Annotated in this window: 15 protein-coding genes and 4 tRNA genes; 11 read left to right on the top strand and 8 right to left on the bottom strand. The window is 42.6% G+C overall.

Annotated features, from left to right (window positions below):
• Positions 1–125 precede the first annotated feature (125 nt).
• Positions 126–1,289: an SPOR domain-containing protein gene (locus tag VB714_RS11730; RefSeq protein WP_323224310.1), complete on the bottom strand. Its 1,164-nt coding sequence runs from the start codon at positions 1,287–1,289 to the stop codon at positions 126–128.
• 535 nt (positions 1,290–1,824) lie between these two features.
• Between VB714_RS11730 and VB714_RS11735 the strand changes: the two genes are divergently transcribed.
• Positions 1,825–2,121 carry a hypothetical protein gene (locus tag VB714_RS11735; protein ID WP_323224312.1) on the top strand — a complete coding sequence of 99 codons (297 nt, stop codon included), beginning with the start codon at positions 1,825–1,827 and terminating at the stop codon, positions 2,119–2,121.
• 43 nt (positions 2,122–2,164) lie between these two features.
• Here VB714_RS11735 and menB read toward each other — a convergent pair whose 3' ends face one another.
• A complete protein-coding gene (gene menB / locus VB714_RS11740; protein WP_323224314.1) occupies positions 2,165–2,998 on the bottom strand; it encodes a 1,4-dihydroxy-2-naphthoyl-CoA synthase in 834 nt (277 codons plus the stop codon).
• Between the two features lie 341 nt (positions 2,999–3,339).
• On the opposite strand from menB, the gene VB714_RS11745 reads away from it, so the two are divergent.
• Positions 3,340–3,522: a replication restart DNA helicase PriA gene (locus VB714_RS11745; RefSeq protein WP_323224316.1), complete on the top strand. Its 183-nt coding sequence runs from the start codon at positions 3,340–3,342 to the stop codon at positions 3,520–3,522.
• Positions 3,523–3,583: 61 nt separating this feature from the next.
• Here the strand turns inward: VB714_RS11745 and VB714_RS11750 are convergent, their stop codons facing one another.
• The 3 genes from VB714_RS11750 to VB714_RS11760 form a co-directional block, all read right to left on the bottom strand.
• On the bottom strand, positions 3,584–4,576 hold the full coding sequence (locus VB714_RS11750; protein ID WP_323224317.1) for a pentapeptide repeat-containing protein: 993 nt from the start codon (positions 4,574–4,576) through the stop codon (positions 3,584–3,586).
• 54 nt (positions 4,577–4,630) lie between these two features.
• The gene (locus tag VB714_RS11755) at positions 4,631–6,001 is read right to left on the bottom strand and encodes a hypothetical protein (RefSeq protein ID WP_323224319.1); all 1,371 of its coding nucleotides are present in this window, start codon (positions 5,999–6,001) and stop codon (positions 4,631–4,633) included.
• Between the two features lie 138 nt (positions 6,002–6,139).
• A complete protein-coding gene (locus tag VB714_RS11760; protein ID WP_323224321.1) occupies positions 6,140–6,454 on the bottom strand; it encodes a YkvA family protein in 315 nt (104 codons plus the stop codon).
• A 191-nt stretch (positions 6,455–6,645) separates the two neighbouring features.
• On the opposite strand from VB714_RS11760, the gene VB714_RS11765 reads away from it, so the two are divergent.
• The 6 genes from VB714_RS11765 to VB714_RS11790 all read left to right on the top strand — a co-directional run bounded on the left by VB714_RS11765 (position 6,646) and on the right by VB714_RS11790 (position 11,475).
• Positions 6,646–7,275 (top strand): response regulator transcription factor, encoded by a 630-nt coding sequence (locus VB714_RS11765; protein ID WP_323224324.1) that lies wholly within the window; start codon positions 6,646–6,648, stop codon positions 7,273–7,275.
• 158 nt (positions 7,276–7,433) lie between these two features.
• Positions 7,434–7,748, top strand: coding sequence for a hypothetical protein (locus VB714_RS11770; RefSeq protein WP_323224326.1), 315 nt, complete (start codon positions 7,434–7,436; stop codon positions 7,746–7,748).
• Between the two features lie 26 nt (positions 7,749–7,774).
• Positions 7,775–10,717 carry a GUN4 domain-containing protein gene (locus VB714_RS11775; RefSeq protein ID WP_323224328.1) on the top strand — a complete coding sequence of 981 codons (2,943 nt, stop codon included), beginning with the start codon at positions 7,775–7,777 and terminating at the stop codon, positions 10,715–10,717.
• 504 nt (positions 10,718–11,221) lie between these two features.
• Positions 11,222–11,294 (top strand) — tRNA-Asp (locus VB714_RS11780).
• Between the two features lie 28 nt (positions 11,295–11,322).
• Positions 11,323–11,397: transfer RNA gene (locus tag VB714_RS11785), tRNA-Ile, on the top strand.
• Between the two features lie 4 nt (positions 11,398–11,401).
• Positions 11,402–11,475: transfer RNA gene (locus VB714_RS11790), tRNA-Glu, on the top strand.
• 29 nt (positions 11,476–11,504) lie between these two features.
• On the opposite strand, the gene VB714_RS11795 is transcribed toward VB714_RS11790, so the two are convergent.
• The 3 genes from VB714_RS11795 to VB714_RS11805 form a co-directional block, all read right to left on the bottom strand.
• A tRNA-Ala gene (locus tag VB714_RS11795) sits at positions 11,505–11,577 on the bottom strand.
• Between the two features lie 11 nt (positions 11,578–11,588).
• Positions 11,589–12,308, bottom strand: coding sequence for an HAD family phosphatase (locus VB714_RS11800; protein WP_323224330.1), 720 nt, complete (start codon positions 12,306–12,308; stop codon positions 11,589–11,591).
• A gap of 26 nt (positions 12,309–12,334) precedes the next feature.
• Positions 12,335–13,198 carry a class I SAM-dependent methyltransferase gene (locus tag VB714_RS11805; RefSeq protein ID WP_323224332.1) on the bottom strand — a complete coding sequence of 288 codons (864 nt, stop codon included), beginning with the start codon at positions 13,196–13,198 and terminating at the stop codon, positions 12,335–12,337.
• 159 nt (positions 13,199–13,357) lie between these two features.
• Between VB714_RS11805 and tpiA the strand changes: the two genes are divergently transcribed.
• The 3 genes from tpiA to VB714_RS11820 form a co-directional block, all read left to right on the top strand.
• A complete protein-coding gene (gene tpiA, locus VB714_RS11810; RefSeq protein ID WP_323224334.1) occupies positions 13,358–14,098 on the top strand; it encodes a triose-phosphate isomerase in 741 nt (246 codons plus the stop codon).
• Positions 14,099–14,109: 11 nt separating this feature from the next.
• Positions 14,110–14,970: a dihydropteroate synthase gene (gene folP, locus VB714_RS11815; RefSeq protein WP_323224336.1), complete on the top strand. Its 861-nt coding sequence runs from the start codon at positions 14,110–14,112 to the stop codon at positions 14,968–14,970.
• Between the two features lie 139 nt (positions 14,971–15,109).
• Positions 15,110–15,338 (top strand): DUF433 domain-containing protein (locus VB714_RS11820; protein WP_323224337.1); only part of this gene is annotated, 229 nt, incomplete at its 3' end.

Raw genomic sequence — 15,338 nt, forward strand, 5'->3', positions numbered from 1 at the left:
AGTTTCGCGATCGCGCTGTTTTTCCCCGCTATCAACTATACCGAGATTATTTTCATTGAATTGGTTAACTAATTTTCAGCTAATTAACCAACTGCGATCGCATTTCCTGTACAATTGTAAATTGATTACTGACGACGATAAACCGTTGCTTTAATTCCCTGTTGTTCGAGACGCGAGACAAGAGATTGAGCATCCTTTTCTGAAGAAAAAGCCCCCATTTGAATTTGCGCCCCTTGAGGGAAATTACGAACATAAGATTCGGAAACGATCGCCCGTGCTTGTTGCAGAGAAATCCCTCCCTCATAATCCACAATTACATAATGAAAGCGATCGCCCCGGCCAGGAGCCCCAGGTGCATTTTCAACCACCGGATCGGGAGATTCTGGAGAAGGACTGGGAGAAGGGGTCGGTGTAGCCTCAACAGGAGGTTCAGGGGATTGAAGATTGGGGGATAATAACGCCGTCGTTAAATCCGAAGCCCCCCCAGGGGATGAGGGAGTCTCCGTTGATGGATTAGCCGGGGAGGACCCAGCCTCGGGAGTTGGTAAAGTGGGAGAAGGTGCAGAATCTGGATTAGTGTCCACCGTACTGAGAGAATCTGGATTCACAGGCTCAAATTCGTCCGTTGCTAAATTAGGACCCGTGAGATTGAGGGGAGAAGAGGAGGGAGTCGTCGTGGGTGATGGCTTCGGCGTTTCCGGCGCGATCGCCGTTGTCTCTGCATCACTATTTTCCTCCCCAGCCAAGCGCGTCAAGAGATCGGGATAAAGTAATGTCACCCCCAATAGCGTCATCGCTGTTCCCAAAACTAACACCGAACCGACCCCCATCGGCGTTAAGAGGCGATCGGCGAACCCTTTCCGCTTCTCTACCGGTTGTTGTGCTTCAGCCGTCGCCACATTTCGCAAAAGTTCTTCTGAAGAGGCTAAATATTCTTGTGGGGCTTCCGTATCCGACCCCGCAGAAACACCTCCTTGGGTCTCCGCGTCGTTTGCAGTAGATTTCTGGGTAAAGTCGGCGATCTGATTATCAATCGCCTTACTAGCGCTTGTTTGACCCTCTGCAACCCCTTTTTGTTCTACCACAGGAAGCACCGCCATGCCAGGTTTTGGAGGTTGAGGATAACTAACTTGCGGGCTTGTACCCGCGCGATCGGGTTGCTGCGATCGCCCTTTGCGATAGCGTGCTAATTCTGCCTCAATCTGGACATCTAAACAGCTTAAAGCCCCTTCCAGTACCGGACTGAGGTTGGGGGTCGTAGTCGATTCAGTCTTAGTATTTTGACTCATAACGAACTCTTGAATCAATAACGGACTCTCATTCAATTTATGATACCTCGTCTTTATTCTCTTGCTGTTATTTTTTCTTCCGCGATCGGAAAAATAATTCTGGGGATAAAAGTATAGATTGCTACAGTTCTCAGCTCCAAAAGGGCGATCGCCAACTCATTTCCAGATTGGGCGATACAACCCAGAGAAGCGATCGCTCTAACTCAGCAATATTGCTGATAGCACGCAGATACAAAACACACCATAAAGAAAATATTAAAAAAATTCTAGAGTACCGACTCAGAGGTTATCCTAGCGTTAATGGTAAAGGGTAAATTCTGCAAACGAGGGGTTTTAACATAGTTTTTAGCTTGATCCCCAATGGTTTTAGCTTAACGCCAATCCGGTTTTAGTAACTAAAGTTTACATAATTTATCCAAGGCAAGCAAAATTTGTATCTATTTATTACATAATGATGCAACCTTCCGGGAAGCGAACCACAATGGAAAAGATAAAGCCCTAATAAATCCCTTTTTTAATACTCAAAATAAACCTCATGAATACTGAAAAACTTTTCACATCTGCCTGTCGCTGCTGTACTTTTTATTCTCCAGAAGGAAGACGAGGAGGAATGTGCCAACAACTGGGAGTTCCCGTCAAAGGATGTTGGAAAGCCTGTAGTTTAGCAGCACACCCCTTTACAAAATCATCTTGGCAAGATTGGGATGCAGAAATCGTTTATCTCGAACATTCTCTGAGTTTAAGTTGTTCAGAAGTAGGTTGTTCAGAAGAAACTCAAGAATCGTCTTTAACCTCTCCTCTTCCTGTCACTTCTCAAAGCCAAACGGCTTAGAAAACTTAACTCGTTCATTATTAAATTATTCATTAATAATTGATTAGGGTCGCCAAGGATATTGACGGAAATCAGGCTTACGCTTTTCTAAAAACGCTTGTTTGCCTTCGCTACCTTCTTCTGTCATGTAATAGAGCATCGTGGCATTACCCGCGAGTTCTTGTAAGCCGGCTTGTCCATCACAGTCAGCATTAAATGCAGCTTTAAGACAGCGAATGGCGATCGGGCTTTTTTCCAGAATTTCCTGCGCCCAGCGAATGCCTTCTGCTTCTAATTGGTCTACTGGAACAACACAATTAGCTAAACCCATGTCCACAGCTTCTTGAGCGCTATATTGACGGCATAAAAACCAGATTTCGCGAGCCTTTTTTTGACCAACAACACGAGCTAAATAAGAGGCACCAAAACCACCATCAAAACTGCCAACTTTAGGACCGGTTTGCCCAAAAACTGCATTATCAGCAGCAATGGTCAAGTCGCAGATTAAATGTAGGACATGACCCCCACCGATCGCATATCCTGCCACAAGAGCAATGGAAACTTTCGGTAAGGAACGAATGAGACGCTGTAGGTCCAAAACGTTCAAGCGAGGAATACCGCTATCATCAACATAGCCGGCTTCTCCTCTAACGCTTTGGTCTCCTCCAGAACAAAAAGCATATTTGCCATCGGAATGAGGTCCTGCACCCGTTAACAGCACAACCCCGATCTGGCTATCTTCCCGCGCATCGCAAAAGGCATCGTAGAGTTCAAAAACCGTTTTGGGACGAAACGCATTTCTTTTGTGAGGGCGATCGATGGTAATTTTGGCAATTCCATCAAATTTATGATAAAGAATGTCCTCGTAAGTCTTGACAATTTGCCACTCAACTGACATCAGTTTTAATCCTTGTTGTAACATCTCTTCTAGAATACAAGCTGAGGATTTTTCCGATCGAGCAGATCGAGGCAGGCGATCGCATTTTGGGGAGGTGTTGCTATTACTGTATTTTAGTCTTAAGGAAAATTTAAGATTTGTTCAAGAGAGATAAAATGCAGGGTTTTGTGACGAGAGAGGGCTGGGGATCGCGGGGATCGCAGGCAATACCTCAGACAAAATAGATTGACAAACTTACTTTATCTTGAGATAATGGAGAGAATAAAATGTTTAAAAACCGATAAAATCAAAGTTTTTTGCTAAATCCGTAAGTAAACTGAGTTAACAAGGACAATTTAAAAATGTCAAGAATCGAAAAAGTACGCTGTCCTAACTGTGGCAGCCACGCAGAACGCCATTATCTCTCTAAACATAAAATCGTGCAAACCCAGTGTCCTGCTTGCGATTATCTCCTAGTTAGTTGTTCTCGCACGGGTTCAGTGCTTGAAGCCTATGCACCCGGAATTACTATGCGTTGTCATTAAATTTAGCGATCGCAAAAATTTCTTCTCTTTTCACTCTAGAAAAGAATTAGTAACGCGATCGCTAATCATGCTCGCTACCATCTGGCATTATTGCACCCTTCCATTCTACCCAAGTTAAAATCGTCGAACTTAACTCTGCTCGGGATAAATTGGCATCGGTTAAATTAACTCCTGTCATATTTGTTCTGGCACAATATGCTTCAATGAGATCGGCTTTGCTTAAATTAGAATTGCGTAAATTAGCTCGACTCAAATCGGCTCGATTCAAACGAGCTTCACTCAAATTGGACTGACTTAATTCTGTTTTATCTAATTTTGCATCTGGCATCACTGCACCTTGTAAATTCACTTTTGTTAAATTTGCGCCACTTAAAATAACTCGCTCCATTTTGGCATTTTTAAGAATAGATTCTGCCAAATTTGCACCCTTTAAATTGGCTTCCGTCAAATAAGCACCGCTCAAATCTGCTCCGCTCAAATTAGCACCGCGTAAGTCTGCTCCACGAAAATTGACTTCCCGTAAATTAGCACCACTCATATCAACTTTCGATAAATCTGCACCCTTTAAATCTGCTCCTTGCAAATCAACCCCACAAAGAATTGCTCCGATTAAATTTGCTGTATAAATGCGCTTTTCTTCTCGTAAATTTGCCCCTCGCAAACAGGCTCCTGTCAAATTCGCTCCACTTAGATTGCTCCCTCTTAAATCAGCTTCAATTAAATTCGCATCTAATAAAGTTGCGAGAGTCATATCCGCACTGCGTAAATTAGCACCTTGTAAACTTGCACCATGTAGATCTGCATTATGTAAATCTACACCTGTCATTGAGGCTTGATTCAAATTAGTGCCGCTTAATTTAGCATCTCTTAAATTTGCCTTATTCAATTGAGCGCGACTCAAATAGGAAAAAATCAATGTTGCACCGTGTAGATCGGCATTCCTAAGATCGATACCAATGAGATCGGCATTGAGAAGATTTATGCCACTTAAATTAACACCTTGAAATTTATTTTCTCCTGTTTCATAACGTCTTACAAGTTCTTGAGCATCCATTGTTTATGTTCCTAATTTAATCTAAATTTGAGTAAAAATCTTTCCTGTTTTCTTTTAAGGATAATAAGGTTTCATTGCTTGCACGATCGCTTCTGCTGCTTGGTTGCTTTCATCCGGAGATGCTAAACCATTTGCAGTGTCATAGAGAGGTTTTTCTAAAGCAGTGATATTGGGATAATTTTCATACAAATTCTGTAATAATTCATCAAAAGAAAGGGTTCGTAAACTCGACCACTCCTGACTGGTAATCTCAAATTTATGATGGAGGGTTGAAAAAGCCAAAATTTTTGCTCGCAAGGGATTAGAATATTTCATGACCTCTAAGCGAACTTGAAAGGGATCGTAATCGCGTATTGTTGATATCGTTGCTGTTTCTTTCGTTGTTATTGTCAATTCGCGATCGCGATCGAAATCAGTATCGGGAGTAGGAGTATAGTTTGTTGTATCATCTCCTGCTTGTTGAGACTCCCATTCTAGCTCAGATTGAGGTGATATTTTAGCGATTGAGATATCATCAGATATACCATTGCGATCGCATCGATCTTCAGAGGTAGAATAAGCAGCAACTGCGGCGAAAGCACTGTTTTCTTCGGCAAAAGCACTGGCTTCTTCTAAACTATGGTTAGCAAAATGAGTTCCTATTGTAATCTCATCTTGACCATTAGAATTGCTGGTTTGAATGGAGAGAGATGCCTTACTTTTAGAATTGGGATAAAGTAGATCGAGGCGATCGATAAGGAAGTTACCAATTTTAGCATATTCTTGTTTTCGATTCAGATTTTCAATAATTCCTTCTAATCCTAATTTCAACTCATTTAAAGTAAGATATTTCTGCTGAATTACTTCTAAAAGTTGCTGTAAATTCAAATCTAGGAGCTTTTGCGGATTGTTTTCCCACTGGCTGTAGCAAGTACAAAATAACAATTTTCTGATGCGGAGCTTTTCTTCATGATCTTCTAATTCTCGAACAATTTCGAGCAAAGGAGAAGCCGGAGTTGCAAAAGGGGCAAATTGAGTGCTATCTTCAATGGTGGCGAATTTTGTCATCTCATCTTCTGAATCTTCGTAAAGCTGATCCAATTGATTGACGATCGTATTCGCAACAGCAGAATATTCTGCTTTTCGGTTTAATTTTTGCACAATTTTGTAAAGAGATGCAGTTAATTTTTCAACCGTGGTATTATTTTGATAAAGTTCGAGAAGTAGATCGGGTAAACTAAAACTTAAGAGAATACTTTTATCGTTTTCCCAACGGTTTTTACAGGCACAAAAAATTAATTTCCGAATTCTGACGCGATCGCTATCTTTCTCTAAAGCATTGGCAATTTCATCCAGTAAAACTAAAACCGACATTGCATTTTCCCCCAACAGATACACCTGATTTTGACATTCTCCCTCAGCAAACGCAAGTTGTTTGAGGAACAATAATCTAAATTGTAACGGTATTATTTCGAGAAATTACGCACCTCAAGCACTGAATGCAAAAAGTGTTGGCGATCGCGCTCCAACTCTGCTAACACTCAACGGTATAGGGAAAAATGGTGATTTTTCCCGGGTTCATTCTCATTCCTCAACCGTCACAGCATCCACGTTAACGACTTTTTCGGCTTCTGTCGCGCGATCGCCTGTCTCTGTTTCATTTTTCGTCCCATTTTTGTCTTTGTTAGAAAACTCGATCAGCATTTGCGAAACTTCTGCAACCAATAGACTGACAATAATTCCATCATCGATCCAACCAATAATGGGAATAAAATCTGGGGAAATATCCAATGGACTCAATAGGTAAACTAAAGTCCCCAAAACTATCCACCATCGGTATTTGGGGTTACGGAGGGTATTGCGATACCAGTTGTACACGGATTGTATGGAAATGTTCATCAAAATTTCTCAAATTCTCTATAAGTCTATATTGACAAATTTCTCGTTAATTCTCTAGGGAAGAAAACCGTTCTACAATAGAGACAGGAAAATTAGGCAGGAAAGGGACTTCGGCAATTCCAGATGCAATGAGGTGAAACTTCCCTCCCTATGTCTGTTTGCTGTCCCTATCATTCATTACCGACTTAGAAATGATTCGACTCCTATTAGTTGACGATCAGGGCATTATTCGCGAAGGGTTGAGTAGCTTATTGCAGGCACAACCCGATTTAGAAATTGTTGGAACGGCGGAAAATGGTAAAATCGGGGTGGAAAAAGCCCTTTCTCTTCATCCCGATATTGTCTTAATGGATGTACGAATGCCAATTATGGATGGGGTTGCAGCAACTCAAACTTTACAAGCACAAGCACCGGATATTAAAGTTCTGGTTTTAACAACTTTTGATGATGATGAATATGTTAGTAAGGCATTAAACTACGGTGCAAAAGGATATTTGTTAAAAGATACGCCATCGGAAGAGTTGGCTCAAGCTATTCGCTCAGTTTATCAAGGATATACCCAACTCGGTCCCGGTTTGTTGGAAAAGGCGATCGCCCCTCCTCCGGCGATCGATCTGCCCCCAGAAATCTCTCAATTAACCCCAAGGGAATTGGAAGTACTGCACTGTTTGGGAAAGGGATATAGTAACAAGGAAATTGCGGCTACTCTCTATATTTCTGAGCGTACTGTGAAAAACTATGTGACTAATATTTTGAGTCGTTTGAATTTACGCGATCGCACTCAAGCGGCTCTGTTAGCGGCTCATCTCAAACAAGGATAACCCAGAATATAACAACTTTCTTGCTATGCAAAGCGCGATCGTATTCTTAATTGGATTTTCTGACTATACCGAGCAGTTTCTCTAGATGATTGGTACCATTAATTATTAATAGAAAAAGTTGCAATGATTTACCATCAATCAATAGTGAGGGTCGAAGAATGAAAATCGAAATTACTGGACGAAGAGCAGAAGAAGCAGCCCGATCGCTTCTCGCGATTGAAGGCATTGAAGGCAGTAGCGAAACCCTCGACGACCCTCAAAAAGCAGAAATACTCACTACGATCGCCACCATTGTCGCCATTACAGGAGGGGCGATCGCGATTTCTGAAAAACTCTATCAATGGTATCAAAAATCGCAGCAAGAAGACTCGGGTAAGGCAATCGAACAGGCACTAATTGTCACGGAAGATGGGCGACGCTTGCTCCTGAAAAACGCCACCATCGAGCAACTCAAGGAACTTTTGGAAGACTGATTCATCGGCGATCGCAAATCTGTACTATGGCTAAAATTCTTCACATCAATCTCAAAGCGAGAGGACAAGAAGATGCTGAATTTCGTTTCTTTTGGGACAATCCCAACGATTATCAAACTGGCATTCTCTCCCTTGCAGATATTGCCAGTTTGAACGATCGCGCCGACACCGATTATTACACCAGAATCCCCGTAGATTACGCGCAAACAGGTCAATTGCTTTTTAACTGGCTCGATGGGAGCGATCGCCTTTTCAGTCGCGCTTTAACGCAATGTTCTCGTGGAGAGCAAACCGTATTGGCGATCGCTACTTCTGGCAGGTTGGCGAATTTACCTTGGGAATTATTGCACGATGGGACTGAATTTTTAATCCAACGCGATATCGTCCCCGTGCGCTGGTTGACGGAGGATAAAGAGTGCCTGACAGTGCGAGACGAGCCGAAAAATCGCTTTCTCAATGTTCTCTTTATGGCGACTTCTCCTCACGGGGTAAAGCCGGAGTTGGATTTTGAAGCGGAAGAAGGGCGCATTATTACAGCGACTCAGAGAAAGCGATCGCTTTGCCTGACAGTGGAGGAAAGCGGTAATTTAGAAGAATTGCGCCATTTGGTGGAGGACTACGAACGCGACTATTTCGATGTGGTACACCTCACGGGTCATGCCGATATCGACGCAGGAACACCCTATTTTCTCACCGAGACAGAATTCGGCGATCGCCGAAACAGCAGTGGGGGAGACATTGCGCGATCGCTGCAAAAATCCAAGCCTAATTTGATTTTTCTCTCTGGCTGTCGCACGGGTTATACTTCTGGTGATGTTTTACCTTCCCTAGCTGAGGCTTTATTGCAAGAAGGAGCAAGGGCTGTATTGAGTTGGGGCGATCGCGTCAATGACGACAACGCTTCGAGGGTAGCAGCAATGATTTACGAGCAACTGTCCGTGGGTTCTACAGTCACCGAAGCGATCGCGCAAACCTACCGAGAGTTACTCGAATATTGCCCCTCTAGCCCAATTAAGGGGAAATTGGAATTAAAGTCCGATTTAGGGGGCGCGAGGACGCAATGGCATCTGTTGCGCTTGTATATTGCTGATACTCTTCCCGGTGCGTTAGTGACAGCACCGAAAACAAAAGGGCGAAAACGCGCTCCTTCGCCAACGGTAACAGATCTCTTTATTGACGACCAAAGACGCTTGCGAGTTTTGCCCCGCACTGAATTCGTCGGTCGTCGCCGTCGCTTGCAAAATTGCTTGCAAGTTCTCAAAACCGATTGGGATAAGGTGGGAGTATTGCTACACGGTATGGGTGGTTTGGGAAAAACTACCATTGCTGCGAGGTTATGCGATCGCCTGTCTGATTATGAAACACTGGTATGGTGCCAACAGGTGGATGAGGGAAGTTTTGCCAAAGTATTAGCGGAAAAATTGACGAGAGAAGCGCGAAAGATATTAAATGATTCCTCTGAGGATTTAAAATATCGCTTGCGAGATGTTTTTGCAGAGTTGAATGAAATGGGAGCAAAACCATTTTTATTAGTATTTGACGACTTTGAATGGAATCTCGCTCATCGCGACGGCGGCTATATTTTGCAAGTCAAAGCGGCGGAAGTTCTCGAATCTTTGGTTTGGGCGATCCGAGAAACTGATTCTCCCCATCGCATCATTATTACCTGTCGCTATAAATTCGATTCGGATTTGCTGCATGATTTTTTCCTGCAGCCTTTGGAGAGTTTTCATCATTCCGATTTGCAGAAGAAATTAAAGCGCTTGCAGCATTTTAATTCGGATAAAATTGCTGAAAGTGTCATTCAACGAGCATTAAATTTAGCGGCAGGCAATCCGCGTTTATTGGAATGGCTGAACGATGAAGTGTTATGTCAAGAAGATGCAGCAGCAAGATTAACACAGTTAGAGAATAGTTCTGAAGATTGGAAAAGAAAAATTATTTGGGACGAACTTTACCAACAGATCGACAAACCCCTTACAAAGATTCTCAGTCGGTGTTTGGTCTATGAAATTTCCGTACCGATCCCAGCTTTAGAGGCAGTTTGCGAAGATATACCTCAGTATAGAGAACAGTTACAACGCGCGATCGCTTTGGGTTTACTTGAGGTGAGTTCTGATGTTGAGGAATGCGATCGGGTTTATCGGGTATATCGGATTTTACCTCGTATTATTCCTAGCATTCATTTACCCTCAGAATCAGATGCTTATCCTGTATATCGAAAGGCATGGGAGGGATTAACTCAATGCTGGGGAAATACGAAAAATGAAGATAGGCAACAATATAATAAAGATTTTAAAAAATGGTATGAAATTTTTCGTTTAAAGTTTGCTGATCTAGAAAATTCAGAGCGTTTTCGAGAGGGATTTTTTCAGATGTTAACCTTACAGCCAGAAATATCTTCAAAAATGGCTTTTCGTGACAAAATACAAGAAGATATTAATCAACTCTCTGCAATAGACCTTTGTAAGAAACTGGGATGTTTATTGCAGCAAGAGAACTGGAAAGATGCTGACAAAGAAACAACATGGATTTTTTATCAAATTTTTATTCTAGACAAAATTTATAAATTTAGAAGTCTCTGTCACGAATTTCCAGTTCAAGAACTCAATAAAATTGATATGCTTTGGGTCAAGTATAGTCAAGGCAAATTTGGCTTTAGCGTGCAAAAAGAAATCTGGGAAAGCATGGGAGGGAATTTCAATGCTGATGAAACAATCTGGAAAAAATTCAGCAAAAGAGTAGGATGGTATGACGGAAAGAAGTATTGGAAATATTATGAATACTTAAATTTTTCAAAAGATGAAGCTATAAAAGGAGAACTTCCTGCTGGATGGACTACCCGTACTTGGATACGTCCCATACCCGGTTTAATTGAATTACCGTGGCAGAATTTTGTAGGTTATAGCGCAATAGTACACAGTGAATATTGTCTTCTTTCGTATCAAGGCTTGACCTATAAGAAATAGCATTTTTTTATCTGTGAATATGCGATCGCATACAAAAATTACAGTGCGATCGCATATAACCGTAGGTTGGGTAGAATGAAATGAAACCCAACACATACAAATATTGTCGAAACAAACTGACTATTTCATTATACGCTGTTTCAAAATCAGGCTGCATTAAGAAATCTCCATTCTCCATCAGACAGGACAATAATTATGGCATAAATCTTAGAGTATCACTGAAAAGAATCGCATAAATCCTATCTTCTAATGATGCGCGATCGCGATTCCTCAAATTTATCTCTACTTTAATGGCTGGGCGATCGCGCCAACTCCTCTGTCACTCGATACTACAAGAAATTTGCCCGATCCCTTGACAGCTCTGTATTATTTATGTAGTATATAGACATGGCAAGAAAACAGGAAGGAAAACCCAGATTTATCAAGCCATCCGAAACTTGACAAGCAAAGATTGTATTACATGGCAATCCTTGCAAATCCTGTAGTATCCCTCATCAATTTTTTGGGATTGTGGCTTAGTGGTTAAAGCGCCTGTCTGTCTAACAGGAAATCGCGGGTTCAACTCCCGTCAGTCCCGTTTGATGAGTGATTCTACCCTCCAACACCGCAGCGTAGCTTAATGGTAAAGCGCTTGGCTCATAACCAAGTGAATACGGGTTCAACTCCCGTCGCTGCAACCATTAAAGTGCTGTAGGCAAACTGGTTAAGCCACCTGTTTTTCAAACAGGCGATCGCGGGTTCAAATCCCGTCAGCACTATTTCAGTTGTTATTCGTGAGAAAAGGTAATGGAGGATAGGGAATTCGAATCCCTGACCTCTGCGGTGCGATCGCAGCACTCTACCAACTGAGCTAATCCCCCTCATAAGTGTACTATTGTAACACGGTTTCTTTCCCTAGGGCAAAAAATTGTTGCAACCGCTCTAATTCAATTTCTCGAAAATAATCCACTGTCCAATTTGCCAGACGTTGGATCATGTGAAAAGGGTAACTATGAGCAATACCGATCGCCTGCATTCCCGCTTGTTTTGCTGCTTCGATCCCCGCAGGAGAATCCTCGATCGCCAAACAATTTTTGGGTTCCACTTCTAGGAGAGGAAAGTTGCGATTAATTCGCTCTACCGCGAGAAGATAACCATAAGGATCGGGTTTACTGGTATTAATTTCATCTCCCGTTACAAAAATACTAAAATACTCGCGAATTTCTGCTTTTTCTAAGACAAAATCCACATCCGATCGCAATGCTCCTGTCACGATCCCCATGAGAATATTCGCTTCTTGAAGTTGTTGCAAAAACTCCCTTATCCCAGGGTAAATGGGGATATTTTGCAACTTCTTTAATCTCTGTTGATAAGCTAAGGATTTTTTGCGAATTAAGCCTTCGAGATACTCATCAGAAACAACCCGTCCCCGACGCAGCAGTAATTCTCTCAAACCAATGCGATCGCTTTTTCCCAAACAAATATTGCGATATTCACCGGAAAGCGGACGCAAATTCTCTGATAGCATAATTTGATAAACGAGCTTTTTATGGAGGCGCTCGTCATGAATGATTGTGCCATTAAAATCAAAAAGAATTGCTTTGAGACTCATGGGGAGTGGGGAGTGGGGAGTTTATTTTAAAAGGCGGGTTGTAAATTGCCTTCTTGTCGATCTAATTGGAGGTCAACGACATTTTTTCGCATTAACATTGGTTTCATCCCATGAGTGACTTGGTGAATCCACCAAACTTCTTGAGTTTGTATCGCTTCAAATCCTGATGACCTCAATGCGACTTCGATACTGTTGGCTGCATAGTCTTGAATATATGGTTCTTCAAAGATATTATTCAACCATTCGGTTTTACGCAAGGTGTTTTGATTGCCATCAACAATAACAATCTGTCCTCCCTCGGTTAGCAAGCGGAAACATTCCTGTAAAATTGCTTGGGCTATCGTCGCAGGAGTTTCGTGGAACAACAACGCAACAGCGATCAGATCGAAAGATTGTTCGGGAAAGTGAGTTTCTTCTGCTTTTCCGTGCTTCCATTTGAGGTTTAATCCGGCTTTTTGCGCCTTATAGTCTGCGATCGCCAACATATAAGGCGATAAATCCAACCCCGTCACCTCTGCATCGGGAAAAGTCTGTTTTAACATTAACGCCATTGAACCCGTCCCGCATCCCATGTCGAGAATGCGTCGCGGTTGTCCCCCGATCGCGGCGATCGCTTCTTTGCGAATCCATGTTTCATTGGGAGGAAGGACATATTTCGTTATCGGATCGTAAGTAGTCGCTGCACTTTTGGTTAAATAACCCCCTTCAACCCCGTGAAAATTCTGCGATCGGTAATACTCAGGATAGACAAAATCTGGGGTTCCGAGGCGATCGCATTCCCCTTCCCAATCAATGCTATTTTGTAATCGTTTTATCTCTTCCCCATCGAGAAACACCCCGAAAATCGGCTCGAGCAATTGTTTCCAAAGGGTATCTTGACGTGCTGTCATAATCTGAAAATCCTTGCGAGAGACAATTGGAGAAATTGTAACAAATTTTTACTTTTAATCTCGATAGTGAAGCGATCGAGAACGGCTCAATCAGATTTGATCCAGATTTGGTATAGACTATAAAGTTGCAATCTGCGTTGGAGAGAGTCTCGTTAAACCGTGCGAAAAATTCTTATTGCTGGAAACTGGAAGATGCACAAAACTCAGGCGGAGTCCCAAGAGTTTTTGCAAGCCTTTATCCCTGAAATCACCAATACCAATATCGATCCTGATGAAGAAAGAGGGATTATTCTGTGTCCGACTTTTACCTCATTGGGGTTAATGTCTAAAACCCTGCATGGGAGTCGCGTGCGCTTAGGGGCGCAAAATATCCATTGGGAAGATTCGGGAGCCTATACAGGAGAAGTATCGGGAGCGATGCTAACAGAATTAGGAGTAAGTTATGCGATCGTGGGTCACAGCGAGCGTCGTCAGTATTTTGGCGAAACCGACGAAACTGTTAATTTACGCCTCAAAGCGGCTCAACGCCATGCTTTAATCCCCATTCTCTGTGTGGGTGAAACCAAAGCACAACGGGATGCAGGGAAAGCGGAAGCGATTATCGAAAATCAGTTGAAAAAAGCCTTGATAGATATCGATCAAAGTAATTTAGTGATTGCTTATGAACCTGTCTGGGCGATCGGAACGGGGGATACTTGTGAAGCAAAGGAGGCTAATCGCATTATCGGTTTTATTCGCTCTCAGTTGACTAATGCTGATGTTTCTATTCAATATGGCGGCTCTGTTAAACCAGGTAATGTCGATGAAATCATGGCACAACCTGAGATTGATGGGGCGTTAGTGGGTGGGGCGAGTTTGGAAGCGGCAAGTTTTGCCCGTCTCGTTAATTATCAATTGTGAGTTAAGCGAAGATGGTAGATAAACCATTAATATTAACTCCTTGGGAGATTAGAGAGCGTTCTTTTGTCTGGGGAGAGCGCACTTTTTTAATGGGAATTTTAAATGTTACTCCCGATAGTTTTAGCGATGGAGGGGAGTTTAACAATATTGATGCAGCTTTGACCCAAGCAAGGCTAATGGAGTCTTCTGGGGCGGATATCATTGATATTGGAGGACAGTCTACACGCCCTGGATCGAAGCAAATTTCCTTGCAAGAAGAGTTAGATCGCACTATTCCCATTATTGAAAGCCTGCGATCGCATTCCTCGGTTCCCATTTCTATCGATACGACGCGATCGCAAGTGGCAAAGCTGGCTATTGCAGCAGGGGCGGATATCGTCAATGATATTTCTGGGGGAACTTTTGATGAAGAAATGTTTCCCGTTGTGGCAAAACTGGAGGTTCCTTACATTTTAATGCACCTGCGAGGAACTCCCGAAACCATGCAAACCTTGACAGATTACGACGATGTGATAGGGGAAATTTATCGTTTTTTTGCCGAACAAATTGAGAAAGCCGTAAAAGCGGGGATCGCGCGATCGCATCTCACGATCGATCCTGGCATTGGTTTTGGGAAAACTTACCCGCAAAACATCGAAATTTTTCAACGCTTAACTGAATTTCAGAGCTTAAATTTACCCATTTTAGTTGGACCCTCCCGCAAGAGTTTCATCGGTCATTTTTTAGGCAAAAAGAACCCCAAAGAGCGAATTTGGGGGACTGCGGCGGCTTGTTGCAGCGCGATCGCCTCTGGTTGCGATGTTTTGCGAGTTCACGATGTCCCGCAAATGGCTGATGTTTGTCGCCTTTCTGATGAAATTTGGCGCAAGTAACAATAATCTGCGATGTTTTGGCGATCGCGGTTTTTAAAAACCAATGGTTTAAACTGGGATCCGCCAGGGAATAAAATTCCCTTGGATATAACAGAAAAGCGATCGCGTTATAATGAAGAAAAAAAGCGATCGAATAATAATGATCATAGACCGCACTAATCTGTTAGCTCGAATTACTCAGACACCGGGGAAATGTGGCGGTCGTCCCTGCATACGCGGGATGCGAATTCGCGTTAGTGACATTCTTGAAACATTAGCAGATAATATCCCTGCTAGCGAAATTTTAGAAGACTTTCCCGATCTCGAACCTGAAGATATTCAGGCGTGTTTATTATTTGCCGCCCTGCAAATTGATTTTCCCAAAATAG

It is taken from the genome of Spirulina sp. 06S082, assembly GCF_034932145.1.
Lineage (GTDB): Bacteria > Cyanobacteriota > Cyanobacteriia > Cyanobacteriales > Spirulinaceae > CCY15215.